18 protein-coding genes are annotated in these 14,991 nt (G+C 34.1%); 1 reads left to right on the plus strand and 17 read right to left on the minus strand.

Going from position 1 to position 14,991, the window contains the following annotated elements:
* Positions 1-9 precede the first annotated feature (9 nt).
* The 8 genes from QM857_RS00425 to QM857_RS00460 form a co-directional block, all read right to left on the minus strand.
* Positions 10-501, minus strand: coding sequence for a phosphoribosylanthranilate isomerase (locus QM857_RS00425; RefSeq protein WP_414259141.1), 492 nt, complete (start codon positions 499-501; stop codon positions 10-12).
* 88 nt (positions 502-589) lie between these two features.
* Positions 590-1,342 (minus strand): lysostaphin resistance A-like protein, encoded by a 753-nt coding sequence (locus tag QM857_RS00430; protein ID WP_414274688.1) that lies wholly within the window; start codon positions 1,340-1,342, stop codon positions 590-592.
* 362 nt (positions 1,343-1,704) lie between these two features.
* The gene (locus tag QM857_RS00435; protein WP_371585094.1) at positions 1,705-2,019 is read right to left on the minus strand and encodes a TfoX/Sxy family protein; all 315 of its coding nucleotides are present in this window, start codon (positions 2,017-2,019) and stop codon (positions 1,705-1,707) included.
* Positions 2,020-2,083: 64 nt separating this feature from the next.
* Positions 2,084-2,512 carry a VOC family protein gene (locus tag QM857_RS00440; RefSeq protein WP_414274689.1) on the minus strand — a complete coding sequence of 143 codons (429 nt, stop codon included), beginning with the start codon at positions 2,510-2,512 and terminating at the stop codon, positions 2,084-2,086.
* Positions 2,513-2,538: 26 nt separating this feature from the next.
* Positions 2,539-3,156, minus strand: coding sequence for a DNA alkylation repair protein (locus QM857_RS00445; protein WP_414274690.1), 618 nt, complete (start codon positions 3,154-3,156; stop codon positions 2,539-2,541).
* Positions 3,157-3,184: 28 nt separating this feature from the next.
* A complete protein-coding gene (locus tag QM857_RS00450) occupies positions 3,185-3,955 on the minus strand; it encodes a hypothetical protein (protein ID WP_414274691.1) in 771 nt (256 codons plus the stop codon).
* Between the two features lie 53 nt (positions 3,956-4,008).
* Positions 4,009-5,292, minus strand: a complete 1,284-nt coding sequence (locus tag QM857_RS00455) for a cellulose synthase (RefSeq protein WP_414274692.1) — start codon at positions 5,290-5,292, stop codon at positions 4,009-4,011.
* Between the two features lie 75 nt (positions 5,293-5,367).
* On the minus strand, positions 5,368-5,712 hold the full coding sequence (locus tag QM857_RS00460; protein ID WP_414274693.1) for a hypothetical protein: 345 nt from the start codon (positions 5,710-5,712) through the stop codon (positions 5,368-5,370).
* A 184-nt stretch (positions 5,713-5,896) separates the two neighbouring features.
* Between QM857_RS00460 and QM857_RS00465 the strand changes: the two genes are divergently transcribed.
* On the plus strand, positions 5,897-6,883 hold the full coding sequence (locus QM857_RS00465; RefSeq protein ID WP_414274694.1) for an AbiH family protein: 987 nt from the start codon (positions 5,897-5,899) through the stop codon (positions 6,881-6,883).
* A 173-nt stretch (positions 6,884-7,056) separates the two neighbouring features.
* Here QM857_RS00465 and QM857_RS00470 read toward each other — a convergent pair whose 3' ends face one another.
* The 9 genes from QM857_RS00470 to QM857_RS00510 form a co-directional block, all read right to left on the minus strand.
* A complete protein-coding gene (locus QM857_RS00470) occupies positions 7,057-7,821 on the minus strand; it encodes an ATP-grasp domain-containing protein (RefSeq protein ID WP_414274695.1) in 765 nt (254 codons plus the stop codon).
* A gap of 62 nt (positions 7,822-7,883) precedes the next feature.
* A complete protein-coding gene (locus tag QM857_RS00475) occupies positions 7,884-8,072 on the minus strand; it encodes a hypothetical protein (RefSeq protein WP_000179769.1) in 189 nt (62 codons plus the stop codon).
* 158 nt (positions 8,073-8,230) lie between these two features.
* Positions 8,231-8,830, minus strand: a complete 600-nt coding sequence (locus QM857_RS00480) for a hypothetical protein (RefSeq protein WP_414274696.1) — start codon at positions 8,828-8,830, stop codon at positions 8,231-8,233.
* A 390-nt stretch (positions 8,831-9,220) separates the two neighbouring features.
* Entirely contained in the window at positions 9,221-10,579 is a 1,359-nt protein-coding gene (gene rlmD, locus QM857_RS00485) for a 23S rRNA (uracil(1939)-C(5))-methyltransferase RlmD (protein WP_414274697.1), read from the minus strand.
* Between the two features lie 74 nt (positions 10,580-10,653).
* On the minus strand, positions 10,654-11,628 hold the full coding sequence (locus QM857_RS00490; RefSeq protein WP_414274698.1) for a DUF1002 domain-containing protein: 975 nt from the start codon (positions 11,626-11,628) through the stop codon (positions 10,654-10,656).
* 80 nt (positions 11,629-11,708) lie between these two features.
* Positions 11,709-12,311 (minus strand): lysozyme family protein, encoded by a 603-nt coding sequence (locus QM857_RS00495; RefSeq protein ID WP_414274699.1) that lies wholly within the window; start codon positions 12,309-12,311, stop codon positions 11,709-11,711.
* Positions 12,311-13,285, minus strand: a complete 975-nt coding sequence (locus QM857_RS00500) for a nucleoid-associated protein (protein ID WP_414274700.1) — start codon at positions 13,283-13,285, stop codon at positions 12,311-12,313. The genes QM857_RS00495 and QM857_RS00500 overlap by 1 nt, the downstream gene beginning before the upstream one ends.
* Positions 13,286-13,291: 6 nt before the next feature.
* The gene (glyA, locus tag QM857_RS00505; RefSeq protein ID WP_414274701.1) at positions 13,292-14,548 is read right to left on the minus strand and encodes a serine hydroxymethyltransferase; all 1,257 of its coding nucleotides are present in this window, start codon (positions 14,546-14,548) and stop codon (positions 13,292-13,294) included.
* Complete coding sequence (locus QM857_RS00510; RefSeq protein ID WP_414274702.1) at positions 14,545-14,991, minus strand: GNAT family N-acetyltransferase; 447 nt, start codon at positions 14,989-14,991, stop codon at positions 14,545-14,547. The genes glyA and QM857_RS00510 overlap by 4 nt, the downstream gene beginning before the upstream one ends.

The following is a 14,991-nucleotide window of genomic DNA, read 5'->3' on the forward strand; positions in this document are numbered from 1 at the left end:
TATGATAATTTACAAATGTCTCTCCAGCCACTCGATTTTTTTAAAATCCTTATTATTATTGTGATCATTTCGATAGGAGTCTTGAGAAGAAGCTTTGTAAATACTTAGATACTGCTCCATACTTGGAAGACGAAAAGTGATGCCTTCAATGTGAATAAGCTCTATATCCGATTCCGAAACTCCTGCAAAATCAGGTAAGGAATCGATACTTCCAAATTCAACACTCACTCTATCCTTTTGGAATTCATGCTCATGAATATCTATTAAGACGTAGCCTAAGTCTTTCATCACTTTCATTATCTTGTCCCAGTCATAAATTCTGAGATGATCAGGTACTTCCCAACCTCTAGGGTCACCAGGCACATGAATGTCAATGTCAGACGGCTCCCAATTTTCTTTCGTTCTAAACTCAAATCCCAAAGAGCCCATCAGTGTCGGTGTAATTCCGACTCGATTTAAATGGAAACAAATGGTTTTAAATTCTTCAAATAAGAGACTCATATTTACTCTAAACCTTTCATATAGATTTTCGTTATTTCTACTATATAACCTTGAACAAAATCATCTTCATTTTCTAGAGTGTATCCATTTATTTTGGATACAAATTCTTTTTCTTACTAATTCTATTACTTGCTAATATTGTATAAATTAAATAAGCTATAAAAATGATAATAAAAATAAGATTAATCTTCAGCACAAAATAGAGATTTAACAAATTTGCGAACGCATGAAATAATATGCAGTAACCGACAGATTTCGTTTGACGGTAAAGAAGTCCTAAAACAAAACTTAAAAATAACGTATATATAAAAAATAAAATAAAAGGAAATCCTTGATGACTTTCTCCAACAATAAACCATAAAGGCAGGTGCCAAATCCCCCAAATTGATCCTACAATCAAACTAGATTGCCAATATGTATATTTTTTATCAAGTAAGGGTTGTAGTATGCCTCTCCATCCTAATTCTTCGTGACCACCACCAAAAAAGATTAATTGAATAAAGAATAGTGGCATCAGGTAAATTGATACTCCGTTTAATTCTAAGGAAGATACAGAAAATAGTATCAAAATTGCTAACAAATGAATAATGAAATAAATACTACTATTTTCTTTCTTACTAAATACAAAATGTTTAAATTTTATATTATTCCTTTTCAAATAAAAGCCACTTGCAATAGCTGGTCCAAGTGCACCTACTATATGTAATGTTCTCCCTATAATCGTTTCTAATCCCAAAATATGAGATTGCGTAATTATGGCAAGAAGCCCCCATGTTATATAAGTAATTCCAAATGTAATATAAAGATAATTTTTTAAATTCCTTTTATCAATTTCTGTCATTTCATCTCCATATCTTGATTATTTTAAATGTAATATTTGTTACTGCTTATTAGTTGGTCTTGATTATAACTACCTATATTCTATCATAAAAACACAAAAAAAGCCTTACATTCAAGGCTTTTCAGTATCCCTTTCGTTACAAGGTTTTTACACTTTTACCAGCAAACTTAGACAGTCAACGTGTGGTGCTAGTAAACTTCTATATTATAGAACGAAAAGGGATAGAGTTAATGTTTAAACTTAAACTTTAGAATGAAAATATTTTTTCTTTTCTTCCCCTACAGTATCCGTACAAATTTTATAGGCTTCATCTCATAAAAACTTGTACCTTGCTAAATTCAACAAACTGAAACTTGTTTGTCTCATTTAGCTTTCTTGGGTTTCTTTTCTGGCAGTTCCGCATACATACCTTTCAGTAGTTCAGTAATCAAATCCATATCCTCAAATCTGTCGAATGCATACATCAATGTCTTTGAACCCTCATACGGATAACGCAATTCTGAGTCTGCAAGAAGTTTGTCCGATGTCTGCGTCCTCTTTAAAAATAGTTCATTATCGCAAATGTCACCTATCAGCTTTCCGTTAAAATATATAAGGTAGCCACCCATCATGGATCTTATGACAATATCACCTGCTGCAGAAAAAATCTCACGAACAAATTCATTAAATTCATTCACTATGATTACCTCCTTCAAAATCAAATATTCCTTACTTTATGGCAAACTCTTTCCCTATTTATCCTCAAAATTTCAGCAATCCATTTTCATCAAATTGAAAATTCGGTCCCCATGAAACTTCCCAATAGTATCCATCTAAATCCGAAAAATATGCGTGATATCCACCCCAAAAAACTTCCTGTGGCTCTTTTATAATTTTTCCACCTGCTTTTCTTACTAATGCAATTACAGTCTCTACATCTTCTTTATGTTCAACATTGTAGGCTAATGTAATTCCTGAAAATCCATTCCCTTTTGGTGGATTATTTTCATCAATATCTTTTGCTAATTGTTCCAAAGGAAATAGTTCAAACTTTGTTCCCGGAGTATCAAAAAAGCATACTGACGGATTATTTTCTCTGCAATCAGTCTTATATCCTAAACCATCTCTATAAAACTTTATTGACCTTTCAATATCTTTCACACCTAAACAAATACAAGTAATCTTGTTCATCGTTACCTCCTATAAATTCTTATTTGTCATACAATCAATTTACTTGCCAACTTGTAAACTTGTTTTATCTCTTTACTTTCTAATTTCCAGCTATCAAGCTCAATTTTAATCAACTCTGGAAATTTTTTGCTAATATCCCTCAAAGCATTGCCAACTGATTTTCTAACATATTCACTAGAATCTTCTTTTAATGTTGCGATTCGTTTAATAGCTTCATCTGGATTATCCTTGAAATATGGTCTACTCGTCCATATTCTTAATCCCTCTGTTACAGCTCTCCTTGTATTAGGATTGGTATTTTTTAACCATTCATCAATCACTGGAAGCGCTTTTTCATATCCTATTTTTTTGCAAAATTCATCAAATGCTTTCGCCAATACTTCCTGAACTCTCCAATTATCATCTTTTGAAACTTTATCTCGCATAAATGCTAAAATATCATCTTGTTCTGATAAGTATCCAAAAAGAAATACACTGTACATTCTAACTTGATATACATTGGATTTAAAGGCTAGAAATGCTAATTCTTTAGTATAGGCATTATCGTTTAATAGATGGTCAGCAAGAGCTCTTTTCTCTTCTTCTTTAAATCCATTTTCAATTAAAGAAAATTCTTTTTCTAAATTTAAAATATATTCTTTCATGCTACTTGCCCCCGTGACTGAATTTTAATTATTTTTCTATTTTTGGTTCAAGTTTATTTAAAGAATGTTTTATCTCATGAACTAATCTTTTCTTTGAAAATAAATCCATTCTACCACCTGAAAGCATTCCACCAAAGAAAACAGGAATTTTCCTATCTCCGAAAACTGTAAATGTCTTTATATCACCATCACACAACCATTGAGAAACTTGTGAATTATTTATGTATACAAATTTTATATTTTTGTTAGCTTCTATAAGAGACTCAATGTGAAGTTCCAACATTTTTTTGCAGTATTCAGGATAAGATTTTGATTTTATTAGTGGAAGTTTTTTAGAACTTGTTTGATGATAGTAGAACATATCTCCAATATAGATTGTTACTTTACTATTTTGATTATTTAAATACTCTTCATGTATCATATCTAAAAAATCTTTGTCCTCAGAATGTTCTATTTCTTTACTCAAAATATCCCATGATTTATTACACCAATGCCATTTAGCTTTATTATCAAAAATATCATTCATTAAATCATAAATAGGTTTATAGTATTTATTATAAACATAATTACTTTTAATGCTGTTTTTCAAACTATACAGATATGTCCTGTTATTTTTCTCATTTTTTGCATCGTCATCATTTCCTGCAGGATTTAGACCAATAACCAAAACACAATCTTTTTCAGATGTTGAGTTATCAAATTCAAAGCCTCTAACTCCAAGTCTTGGATCCTGCTCAGATATAGCTAAAGCTTCTTTTGTTCTCTTTATAAACTCATTAATTGTTGAACTATTTGTCATAATTATAACTCCATTATTTACAGCTTTCAATAATAAACATTTGAAAAATAAAGTTACCAATAGTACCTTTTCTCACTTAGATATTGTTCTTTTTGTTCTCTAGAATTTTCATGATTTCTGATTCCTAATAATTCGTCTGTTGAAGAAACTATTGGGTCGATCCAGTCAGCTTTGGATCTAATCCAATCAATTTCCTCTTTACTAAGTTTCCCTGCTATCTCCAGTTTATCAGCCATCAGTCTTAAATCATTTGCTGTTTTAAAATCTTCTAGCATATTAAGAAGAGACATTGTCCGCTTCTTCTCTTCTTCGATTTTATTTTGTAATTTTCTTTTTCTCTCTTGTTCTTCTTCGTATAGTCTTTCTCTCTCTTCACGTTCAAGTCGTAAATTCTTAACTTTATAGTACTCTTGGTAAATTAAAACAATTATTTCTGGTATTGATTGTTCAAGTGTGAATTCTTTAGTATCTTTAATGTATTTACCATCTATTATCTTAAATCGAAATTTTCCATTTGGAATATAGTCATACTTCTTTATTCTTGGTTTAAAAGCATACCCCTTAAACTTTACGCTATCATTGTACTCTGCTAGTTCTTTAGCTTCTTCTTTTGTTAATTCATGACTTACTTTGTCTGTTGATTCTATAACTTCAAAACGAACAATGTCCTTTTCAATTTGAATATCCCAATTTGAAGTTACATTATCACCGATTTTTTCAATAACAGTAACTAGTGTATCCAAAAAGCGATATAAACGAGGAAGAGAATTTTGTGAAATATTTTTTACAAATTTAGGTTCTTTTAAATCATTATATCTGTGCCTAGAATCAAAGTAAGGATAGGAAGCAGCTTTTTCCCTCTTATTCCACTCTGCAATTTTATCCCTTAGATTAGCTACAGATTTATGTAATCTCTTATTTGGAGACTGGTTTAGATTTGAAACTGTTTCAATAATACGCTCTATTTTATCGTCCTCTAAAAATGATAATGAACTTCTTATACTAGTTGTATCAAGTTTAACAGTATCTTCTTTTTTATTTTCCGTACTATCTTCTTTATGTTTAACAGCTTTAATTCTACTGTTCTTTAAACTTTTTCTATCAATATGAACCTCATTTATGTCATTTTGTGGTAATGGAACGATAAGTTCACTTAAGTCTTGTCCAGTATTCTTACGATACCAATAACTACCCTTTGGAATTGGGATTTCAAATTCTTTACATTTCTTGAGTAAGTCAGAATAACTTAAATCATATTTTAATGAAACTTGTTTCGCACTTATCTCCCAGATTTCTTCATAGAGTTCTTCTCTAGAAAAGGTCTTTATCATCTTCATTTGAAACACCTTTACCCTTATACTTTACATCACTGTTTTTATATTTACCAAGCGAAAACGCAAATTCAAAAACTTCTAATTCTTCGCTTCTGCATTTTCGCTTAATATAAAAAGTAAATCTTGTTTTAAACCGTTAAATTCCTCTATAATTTTATCTAAACTGGCTTCAATATTTTCAACACGAATCTCTGATAGTTTACCGTGATTGTATGAAATCATTCTTTCGGCGATAATATGATAGGACCAACTCTCAGTGAAACGTCTATCTCTTTCTTCGTTATGAATAGCAAAACCAATTGGAAGAAGATTATTTCTAAGACCTATCGCAACTGCCTGTGAACTTATACCTAAATAATCACCTGCTATTTTTAATGTGATTTTATTTAATTTCCTAATATCTTCGTCAGTATATTTCGCCATGTTAGTACTCCTTTGTTATAATTGCAAATGCAATATTATCTAATTTAAAATATCTTTATGGACTGCTTCTAGTTGTTTTCTCTACCAATCAAATTAATAAGTTCCACATCTTAAAATATGTAATATAGGTCTACTACTATTTATCTCAATAAGTTGGTATAATATATTTCAGGAGGTAGAAAGCTTGAATACACTTTTTATTATTGGAAATGGGTTTGATATGGCCCATGAATTAAAAACGGGATACAATGATTTTAGAAAGTTCATAATAGACACTTGTAAAGAATTTGGTAGTAAATTTGACTTTAATAATGCTATTAATATAATTGAACTTGAAGGATTTAAAAATTTAACTATCCCTGAAGTCGATGAAGACAGCAAAAAATCATTTAAAGATGGCGGATATTATGGATATAACTATCATGAAGGTAATCTAGAAGCTTATGAATTCTTTTTCACTCTAACCGAATATGCAAATCATGATAAAAATGTAGATAATATTACATGGAATGAATTTGAAAAAAACCTTTCTAAGATACCATTCAAACAAATTCTAAAGGATAAAAACATCTGTTTAACAAAATTAAATGATTTAGTTTGGGTATATAAATTATGTCAAAATGCTGCCTTCTTTGATTGGATAAACTCAAAAATACATAATCCTGAAAAAATCAAAGTGAGAAGCAAACTTATTGATTCGTATTCAAATGCTGCTTTTTATTTGGTCTTTAATTACACTACTGTTTTAGAAAGAAAATATAACATTGAAAAAAATAGAATTTGTAATATACATGGTCAAGTTACTAACTCTGATCAAAATGGTATAGAAAACAATTTAGTTGTAGGTTTCAAAAGTGAAGTGCCTTTAATATTACAAGCCATTCTTCATAATTCCTTACTAATTAAACCAGTTAGAAAACTTTTGAAAAAAAATATAGATTTTTTTAATAGCCTATCCACTTTGGAAGAAGTCTATGATTTCGGTCTAAATATTGTACCATCGGACATACCTGATATTCCGTATTTGAAAGAGATTATTAAACATACTGATTCAAATACAAAATTTTATGTCAACGACTATTATCTTACTGAGCAAAATAAGAACGACATACAGAACAACCTAAAAGATTGGGGATATAATGGTGTAGTTCAATTTATTAATATGATGTAAAATTTAAGACTCTAAAGTCAAAAAATATCGATTGTTTCAATACATCCTGCTTTCCAAATCAACTTTCAAATATATAGCGTTTTCATTGTTTTCTTAGCCTATTATATCATTATTCAAAACAAAAAACTGCAACTTACTCGTTGCAGTTACACACAGATTTAATTCTGTTCCTTTTAGAAATTTATATTTTCATTTTCAGGCATAGTAAAAACATCGTTTTCTTCAAAATAAGGTTTTACCATTTCTTTCCATCTAGCTTTATGAAAATTGATTGAGTTTAAAGGAGATAGGCCATAATTTCCCAATGCATAACCATCATTTACTTCAACAACAAGTGTCCTTCCATCACTAGTAACACCGATATCTAGTCCATAAGCTATTGGCGCATCTTTCCAACATGATATGGCTTTATCAATTACACTAGAATCAAATTGTGCATGATAATCACCTGTATAGGGTCGAACATCTAATACACGACCATCTAACACAAAACAACGCCATTCAGCTATGAATTCTACAACTTCACTAATCCATATAGGATAGTCAAAAGGTAGACCAATACCGATTAAATCACGGGTTCCGTTAACAACTCTTCCAGTAAAGACTTTTGAACCAGCTTTAGGCTTAATAAATTTCCCCCAATTATCAGGTATATTTACAATCTCTCCTAAAACACCTGCATAAATCTTTCGACCATAAAACTCTTTAAGCTCAATAGGATAGTCGTAAACCGGAACGTTTAACCCCATCATTTTTAGTAATGCTCTGGTCTCCGTTATATAATCTACAACTGTATCATCGCTTGATAACTGTTTTATTTCAGAAAAAGATTGATATAAAACAACTTCTTCTCCTTGTAAGTAAGCTCCTACTTGAGCATTGTATTTATTAATTGAAACCTCACTTGGTAATTTACTTTGTCTAATATAAACAACCATTTTATCACTCCTATATCACTAGTGTTGCACCTATTTGTAAAAAAATAATAGCATTTTTGCTGTTATTTTTTTGAGTAAATAGCTCCCATAATATCATCGAAATAATCAACGGTATTTAGGAGTAATTCAATAACCTGGGACTTTGTTAGTCGCATTCCTCTTCTATCTCTAGCATCTTCTACTAAATTTTCAAGTTTCTCTAGATTTTTATCATCCAAGCTAATCATTATTCTATTTTTATCGGTTGCCATTTTCTTCACCTCAAGTTAATTCTATCACAGGTGTAACACTTGTGTCAACTGTTTTTATAATATATTATTGAAAAAATGGGAACTTTTTATATTAGGTAACAAAATATCCCAACGGTATTAGAGAATTGAAATTTTTTCTTTCTAATCTACAGTTATACCTATTCTGTTCGAGTTTCAGCTAAATATATTCCCCATTCAGCTAATTCTTCAGGCAAGTCATAAACAGTTTTTCCATTGCTTTCATAGATTTCAGAGATTCCTGGTGAGGTCTTAGAAAAAGTTTTCCAAGCTGTCACTAGTTCTTCTACAAATTGAATATTATGAGGTTCAAAAAAGTCATTAAATTTCGATAGTTCTTTACTATAAATTGTCACAACATTATAGCTATCAAGCATAATCTCATCATGACTTTTATGCCCACCAAATCCAAACTTACTTAGTCCATCATTAACAAGCAAATCACCGTATCTAATCAACAGTGCTAGGCATTCCTCTCTTGAACAACCATCAATATAATAAACATCCTTATGGGATTCCTTGATAATATTCTTTGCTATCACTTTTTCTCTATCAATACTGACAGGCAATTCCAAAATAAAAAACAAGGGCTCGTCATGAATCGCAATAAAATGTTGAAAAACCTCTAATATTTTTTCTGCGTGTACATTCGCCGTCAAATGATGTTCAGTTAACTTTGTAAATGATTCAAACAGGTTTTCTACCAAGCTAACTCGGTGACCTTTTACTAAATTCAACATTATGTGTCCTCCAGAGAATTTAAACAATATCCACATTTATAATTTCATTATACCATTAAACCCATAAAAAGACTGCAACTTCCCAGTCACAGTCTCTTATAAATCTACCTCAGTTCCTTCAAGGAAAGTTACTACAATTTGTCCAGCTTCTGAAATAAATTGATAGCATGTCAGACTATAGTATCTAGAAAACCAACTTAAACTATAACTCTGATAATTTCCCTCTATCCAAGTAAAGAAGCTACCTTCACTCTTTTCATTCTCCCTTTCGTTCAAAGATTTCTAATCTTTTACAAGCAGTGATACTGCCTCAACATGATGCGTCTTTGGGAGTTCAAAGCTCCAGTGGAGCTTTGAAGCATCTCGCCTTGAAATGTAAAAGCGAGATGTTTAGCTGCGTTTCTCTAACAAACTTACACACTCGACATGATGCGTCTGCGGAAAAAGATCAACCGGCTGCACTTTCTTCAGTTCATAACCCAACTCTTGGTAGAGTTTGATATCACGCGCCATGGTAGCGACATTACAGGAGATATAGGCGATGCGGTCAGCTCCTGTTTGGGCGCTTGCTTTGATAAAGCTTTCGGTTAAACCCTTGCGTGGTGGATCGACTAGGATAACCGTTGGGTGGATACCTTCCTTGAGCCAATTCTTCATAGCATTTTCAGCGGTATCACAGACATAGTGGGCATTGGTGATATTGTTTAAAGCAGCATTCTTCTGGCTATTCTCCACCGCCTCGGGGATAACCTCTACTCCATAGACTTCCTTGACATGCTTGGCAACTGACAAACCAATGGTTCCAATTCCTGAGTAGGCATCGATTACCACATCATCTTCTCTTAAGTCTGCAAAGTCAATGGCTGTCTGATAAAGCTTCTCTGCCATTTCTGTATTGACCTGGTAAAAGGCTGGTCCAGAAATTTGGAAGCTATTCCCCAACATTTGATCCGTAATGTAATCTTGACCAAAAAGTATACGCCATTCTTTTCCAAAAATGGCATTGGTATTCTGGTCATTAATATTTTGCATGACAGACACAATCTCTGGGAACTGCTTAATGACTTGTTCAATCAACTGTTCAACTCGGAAAATTTTAGGACGAGCGGTCACCAAAATAACCATGATTTGACCTGAATGATGTCCGCGACGAACCACAAGATTGCGAATCAAGCCAGACTGTTCCTTTTCATCATAAGGCTTCAAGTCATAGCGACCAAGCAAATCACGTAAAGCCACAATAACTTGGTCTATCACTGGATCTTGGATATAAAAATCTTCAAGAGGCATCAGATCATGAGAATTCTTACGGAAGAAACCAGTCTCTAGGACACCATTAACGCGACGAACAGGAACCTGAGCCTTGTTACGATACTTGACAGGATTTTCCATGCCAAGAGTATCTGCAACCTCTACATCCGTGATTCCAGCAATTTTATAAAGACTGTCTTTTACTTGCTTGGTTTTGAACTTGAGTTGCTCTGGATAAGCTAAGTGACCCAAGTCAGCAATCCCTGAACGCAAATAAGCCAAATCTAAATCTTGATTACGATGTGGAGATTGTGTAAGATACTCCTCAACCTTACCAAAACCAATCTTTTTATTAACTTTAAGGACACGCATAAGGATTTTTTCTGTTGGTAAAGCATTCTCAACAAAAAAGACCAAGCCATCTACCTTGGCAACTCCTGCTCCCTCATGGGTCAAATCGACAATCTCTACTTCTACAATATCATTTTTCTTTAACATAAGTTTCACTTTCTATGAGCCGATAAAAAAAGACGGCAACAATCCTGTTACCATCTATTATACCATGAATTGACCTAAGCACCAAAACTCTTGAAGAAATCAAGGATCGCTTGCCAAATAGAGCTAAGGATATTCCCACCGTCTTGAATAGCTTTATTGGCGTCAAAGTTAAGGTCGATATTACTGAAACTGTCACCAGCTTGTGCAACGATACTTTGTTTCAAATCTTTTAGAGTCTTTGTAAAGTCTTCGTTATTAAGAATATCGCTCTTTGATAGATTGAAGGCAAAGTTGATGATGACATTGACCTGGTTGCCTGTAACCACTTGATCAAGTTTGTAGTTCTTCAAAGTATCTTCGACAATTTTACGAACATCATCCTCAGTAAGCTCGCCTTTAGACTCTTTAGCCTTAGCAACTGCAGCCTTGATATCGGCAAGAGCTACGTTCAGCTTATTAGCATCGAAGCCTGATTTGTCCTTGTTTTCATCATTAATATCAGACAAGGCCTTAAGCTCTTCCTGAGCCAAGTCTTTATTTTCTTGAGGTAATTTTACACCATTTGACTCAAGGGAATAGTAAATACCTGCTAAGGCACTTTCTCCAGTAACTGGGATTGGAGCTGCAACGGTGATACGTGCGTGCTCGACACCCAAGGTAACTGCTGCATTACGGTACATGTCTTGCGTCACTTTGGTGATATTTTCAGGTGTCTCAATCTTGACTTCAAGTGGAGATTTTTCACCTAGTTTTTGAATTTTTGCTGATGAATAAAGCTGAAGACTAGAATCGTTGGCCACATTCATAATTTTTGAGTAGACATCGGGTGTCATGGTCTTCAAGTCTTTAGTATCTTTAGAGGCATCATAGCCAAGTTTTTTAAGTGTTTGATTTTTTTGATCTTCTGTTAGTGAAGAACCCAAGACATACTCAGGTTGAACATAGGTTTCATCAATGACTTTTTGAACATCAGTTGCTGCATGAACGTTTTGCAATGTTGCAACTGCTAAAAGTACTGCAGCGCTAGTCAGAAAGAATTTCTTTCGCATGAGACGTTCCTCCTTTTCACTCTAGCATATTAAAATATCCTTAAAGAAAACTTATAAAAGCACCTAGAATTTCTAGAAGCTTAAAATAGATTAAAAATTTTCATAATATAGAGATTTAGCTGAACCTGTCTAGAATAATAATAGTTTCCCCCATCGACATAGAGTTCTCCACCCTGAAAGATAGAAATGGGATTGATGTAGCTATAGGTTTTCCCACTTGTATTTCCTAATGTTGGTGCAACTGTATCTCTTGAGTATTGCTTGGCTAGTGCAATCGTATTTTTCTTGCCATTTTGGGCGATAAAATCAATATAAGCAGGCCCAAAGTTATAAGCTTGAATGGCTGTCCAGACATCCACTCCTTTTTCTTGAGCTAGGTAGAGATTTTCTGTCAAGGTTTGAACCCCTTGACGAATACTACTTGCATTATCGTTTATGGTATCAGTAGAACCGGTAGCAGACTCGCTAGACTGCATCACGTCTCCTTCTTTACCCTTAGTTTCTGTATAGATCATGGCGAGCACAAGCTCTTCATTTGCTGGAGTATCTCTTTCATTCAAGATTTCACGTACCATGGGTTGGTAGGTCATGACTTGTTTGACATCCTGATGAATGAGATAGGCTTTGTATCCAGCGAAAAGGAAGACTGCTAGTACCAGCACTCTTCGTATAAGTTTAAACATTATTTATTTTGAATATCCTCGATGTTTTTGATTAAGATAGAATAAGTTCCATTATCATTTTGGATGAACTCAACGGATTCCGCATCTTGATAGACATTGTTTGGAACAATAAGTTCAATCCCGTTTGATAAGGAAAGTTTCTGATTTTCAAATCTCTTTAACTGACGACTAGCATCAATCTCATCAAACTGAACTGGCTCAGGTACTGCTTCTTTGACTCTGTCAATAAAGCTTAGACGGGCAGTAAGATTGTTGTCAAAGAGATCATTAGCTAATTTTTCTGGAGAGAGTTCATTATTTTCTTCGATATTATTGAAGATTGCTGATTTAACCTTGGATTGAAATTGAAAATCATCCGTGTTAAAGGTTTCGGCAATTTTCTGAGCAGTTTTTTCAAGTTCCTTGATTGATTTCTTAGGTGAAATCTTTGGTTGCGCTTGAATAAGATTCTCAGAAAAATAGTTTAAAAAGGCTCCATTGTACTTGATCCGTTTTTCAATCAGGTGATACTTGCGGTTTTGAAGATTAACCACAAGGGCTTCATCAGCTCCAGTACCAAAACCTGGTAGATTATTCTGAGTCAGTTTGATTGGATTATCAACTTCACCACCTAGGTGTGTTAAGGTTTCTCGCAATGCAATTCGAAGGAAGGCAAAGTGTCCCACTCCTTCTTTTGAAAACTGTACAAAGACTAAATCGTTTGTCTTTTGATTTTCAGATACAGAGAATTCCTCTTTCCAAAGATTGGCAATCGTCACAGATGTTTTCATTAAATCTTCTGTAATGTTGTTGAAAAATGGGTTATCCTCTTCAAAAATACCAGTTTTAGCATCATCAGAATACACACGCTCCACTTTTTTACGCAAGTATTCCTCTATTTTTGGAGTGATATTGAGAAACTTATCCGCTAGGAACAACTCTGTGTCATCAGGACTGAACTGATGGATAATGGCTTTCTTAATATAAATATCCATAAAATATTAGTCCTCGTATAATGGGAAGGCATCCGTCAAGGTTCTGACTGCACTTCTCACTTCTTCTAAGACAGCTTCGTTTTCTGCATTCTTAAGGGCTTTAATAATAAGTTCAGTAACTTGACGACTTTCTTTTTCACCAAAGCCACGAGCAGTAATTGCTGCCGCTCCAATACGAATACCACTAGTCTTAAATGGTGACAAGGTTTCATAAGGGATAGAGTTCTTATTTAGGGTAATATTAACTTCATCCAGCAAGTTTTGAGCTACTTTTCCACTTTCTACAACCTTAGTAACATCCACTAGGAAGAGGTGGTTTTCAGTGCCACCAGAGATAATACGGAAATCAGGATCTTTCAGGAATACTTCAGCCATAGCCTTACTGTTCTTGATGACCTTAGCAGCATATTCTTTGAAGGCTGGATCCAAGACTTCTTTGAAGGCAACAGCTTTAGCAGCAACAACATGCTCTAAAGGACCACCTTGGATACCCGGGAAAATAGCAGAATTAATCTTCTTAGCTAAGTCTTCATCATTGGTCAAAATCAAACCACCGCGTGGCCCACGAAGGGTTTTGTGGGTCGTTGTAGTTGTGATATGTGCGTATGGCACCGGGCTTGGGTGAAGACCAGCAGCAACCAAGCCGGCAATATGAGCCATATCTACCATGAGTTTAGCACCAACAGCATCAGCAATTTCACGGAATTTTGAAAAATCAATAATTTGAGAATAGGCTGAAGCCCCTGCTACGATTAGTTTGGGTTTCACTTCTTGAGCTTGTTTCAAGATGGCGTCAAAGTCTAAAAGTTCGGTCTCAGGATCAACACTATAAGAAACAAAGTTGTAGGTTTGACCAGAGAAGCTTACAGGAGCTCCGTGAGTCAAGTGCCCACCTGCTGCCAAATCCATCCCCATGACCGTATCACCTGGCTCAATCAAAGCCAGGTATGCTGCACAGTTGGCTTGACTTCCTGAGTGGGGTTGTACATTAGCAAACTTTGCTCCAAAAATCTCCTTCGCACGTTCGATAGCTAGAGTTTCGATAATATCTACTACATCAGTTCCACCGTAATAACGACGTCCTGGATAACCTTCGGCGTATTTATTAGTCAAGATAGACCCTTGAGCAGCCATAACAGCCTTAGAGACTACGTTCTCTGAAGCGATTAATTCAATATTATTTTGTTGGCGTTCCTCTTCTTTGGCAATGGCATTCCAAAGATCCGCGTCATAGGCTTTAAAATCATCTTTGTCAAAAATCATAGGTCTTCTCCTTTTATTAATTTAATGAATCGTTTCTGCATTTTATCGCATGTATAACCAACTCTTTCATAAAATGCATGCGCACCTGTACGATGGTCTGCAGAATTTAAGCGAATAAAGTTATAGCCACGTTTTTCTGCTTCCTGTTCTAATCCTTCAAGCAATGTTTTACCGATTCCTTTACCTTGTGTTTGAGCTAAAACAGCTAAAGCCAGGATATTAAAACCTGGTTTTGAATAAAGGGATTCATAAACCTCAGCATGAACATAACCAAGTAAGTCATGGCTAATTGAATCCTCAAAACCAAGTAGGAAGTGATGGGAGTCTTGTGTCAACTTAGCTAGTTGACCAGCCGTTTCCTCTGGACTAAAAGCATAACCTAGCGCTTCTTTGTTAATGACACAAATTGTTTCGACATCTGTCGCTTTTAATTCACGTAGCAT

It is taken from the genome of Streptococcus infantis, assembly GCF_047463315.1.
GTDB lineage: Bacteria > Bacillota > Bacilli > Lactobacillales > Streptococcaceae > Streptococcus > Streptococcus infantis_AB.

Bases quoted from the DNA above. Each gene is read 5' to 3' on its own strand.
- QM857_RS00430 (WP_414274688.1), bottom strand. From the start codon at position 1,342: ATGACAGAAATTGATAAAAGGAATTTAAAAAATTATCTTTATATTACA.
- QM857_RS00440 (WP_414274689.1), bottom strand. From the start codon at position 2,512: ATGAACAAGATTACTTGTATTTGTTTAGGTGTGAAAGATATTGAAAGG.
- QM857_RS00490 (WP_414274698.1), bottom strand. From the start codon at position 11,628: ATGCGAAAGAAATTCTTTCTGACTAGCGCTGCAGTACTTTTAGCAGTT.
- rlmD (WP_414274697.1), bottom strand. From the start codon at position 10,579: ATGTTAAAGAAAAATGATATTGTAGAAGTAGAGATTGTCGATTTGACC.
- glyA (WP_414274701.1), bottom strand. From the start codon at position 14,548: ATGATTTTTGACAAAGATGATTTTAAAGCCTATGACGCGGATCTTTGG.
- QM857_RS00495 (WP_414274699.1), bottom strand. From the start codon at position 12,311: ATGTTTAAACTTATACGAAGAGTGCTGGTACTAGCAGTCTTCCTTTTC.
- QM857_RS00460 (WP_414274693.1), bottom strand. From the start codon at position 5,712: ATGGCGAAATATACTGACGAAGATATTAGGAAATTAAATAAAATCACA.
- QM857_RS00475 (WP_000179769.1), bottom strand. From the start codon at position 8,072: ATGGCAACCGATAAAAATAGAATAATGATTAGCTTGGATGATAAAAAT.
- QM857_RS00500 (WP_414274700.1), bottom strand. From the start codon at position 13,285: ATGGATATTTATATTAAGAAAGCCATTATCCATCAGTTCAGTCCTGAT.
- QM857_RS00510 (WP_414274702.1), bottom strand. From the start codon at position 14,991: ATGCTACGTGAATTAAAAGCGACAGATGTCGAAACAATTTGTGTCATT.
- QM857_RS00470 (WP_414274695.1), bottom strand. From the start codon at position 7,821: ATGGTTGTTTATATTAGACAAAGTAAATTACCAAGTGAGGTTTCAATT.
- QM857_RS00480 (WP_414274696.1), bottom strand. From the start codon at position 8,830: ATGTTGAATTTAGTAAAAGGTCACCGAGTTAGCTTGGTAGAAAACCTG.
- QM857_RS00445 (WP_414274690.1), bottom strand. From the start codon at position 3,156: ATGAAAGAATATATTTTAAATTTAGAAAAAGAATTTTCTTTAATTGAA.
- QM857_RS00450 (WP_414274691.1), bottom strand. From the start codon at position 3,955: ATGACAAATAGTTCAACAATTAATGAGTTTATAAAGAGAACAAAAGAA.
- QM857_RS00425 (WP_414259141.1), bottom strand. From the start codon at position 501: ATGAGTCTCTTATTTGAAGAATTTAAAACCATTTGTTTCCATTTAAAT.
- QM857_RS00455 (WP_414274692.1), bottom strand. From the start codon at position 5,292: ATGAAGATGATAAAGACCTTTTCTAGAGAAGAACTCTATGAAGAAATC.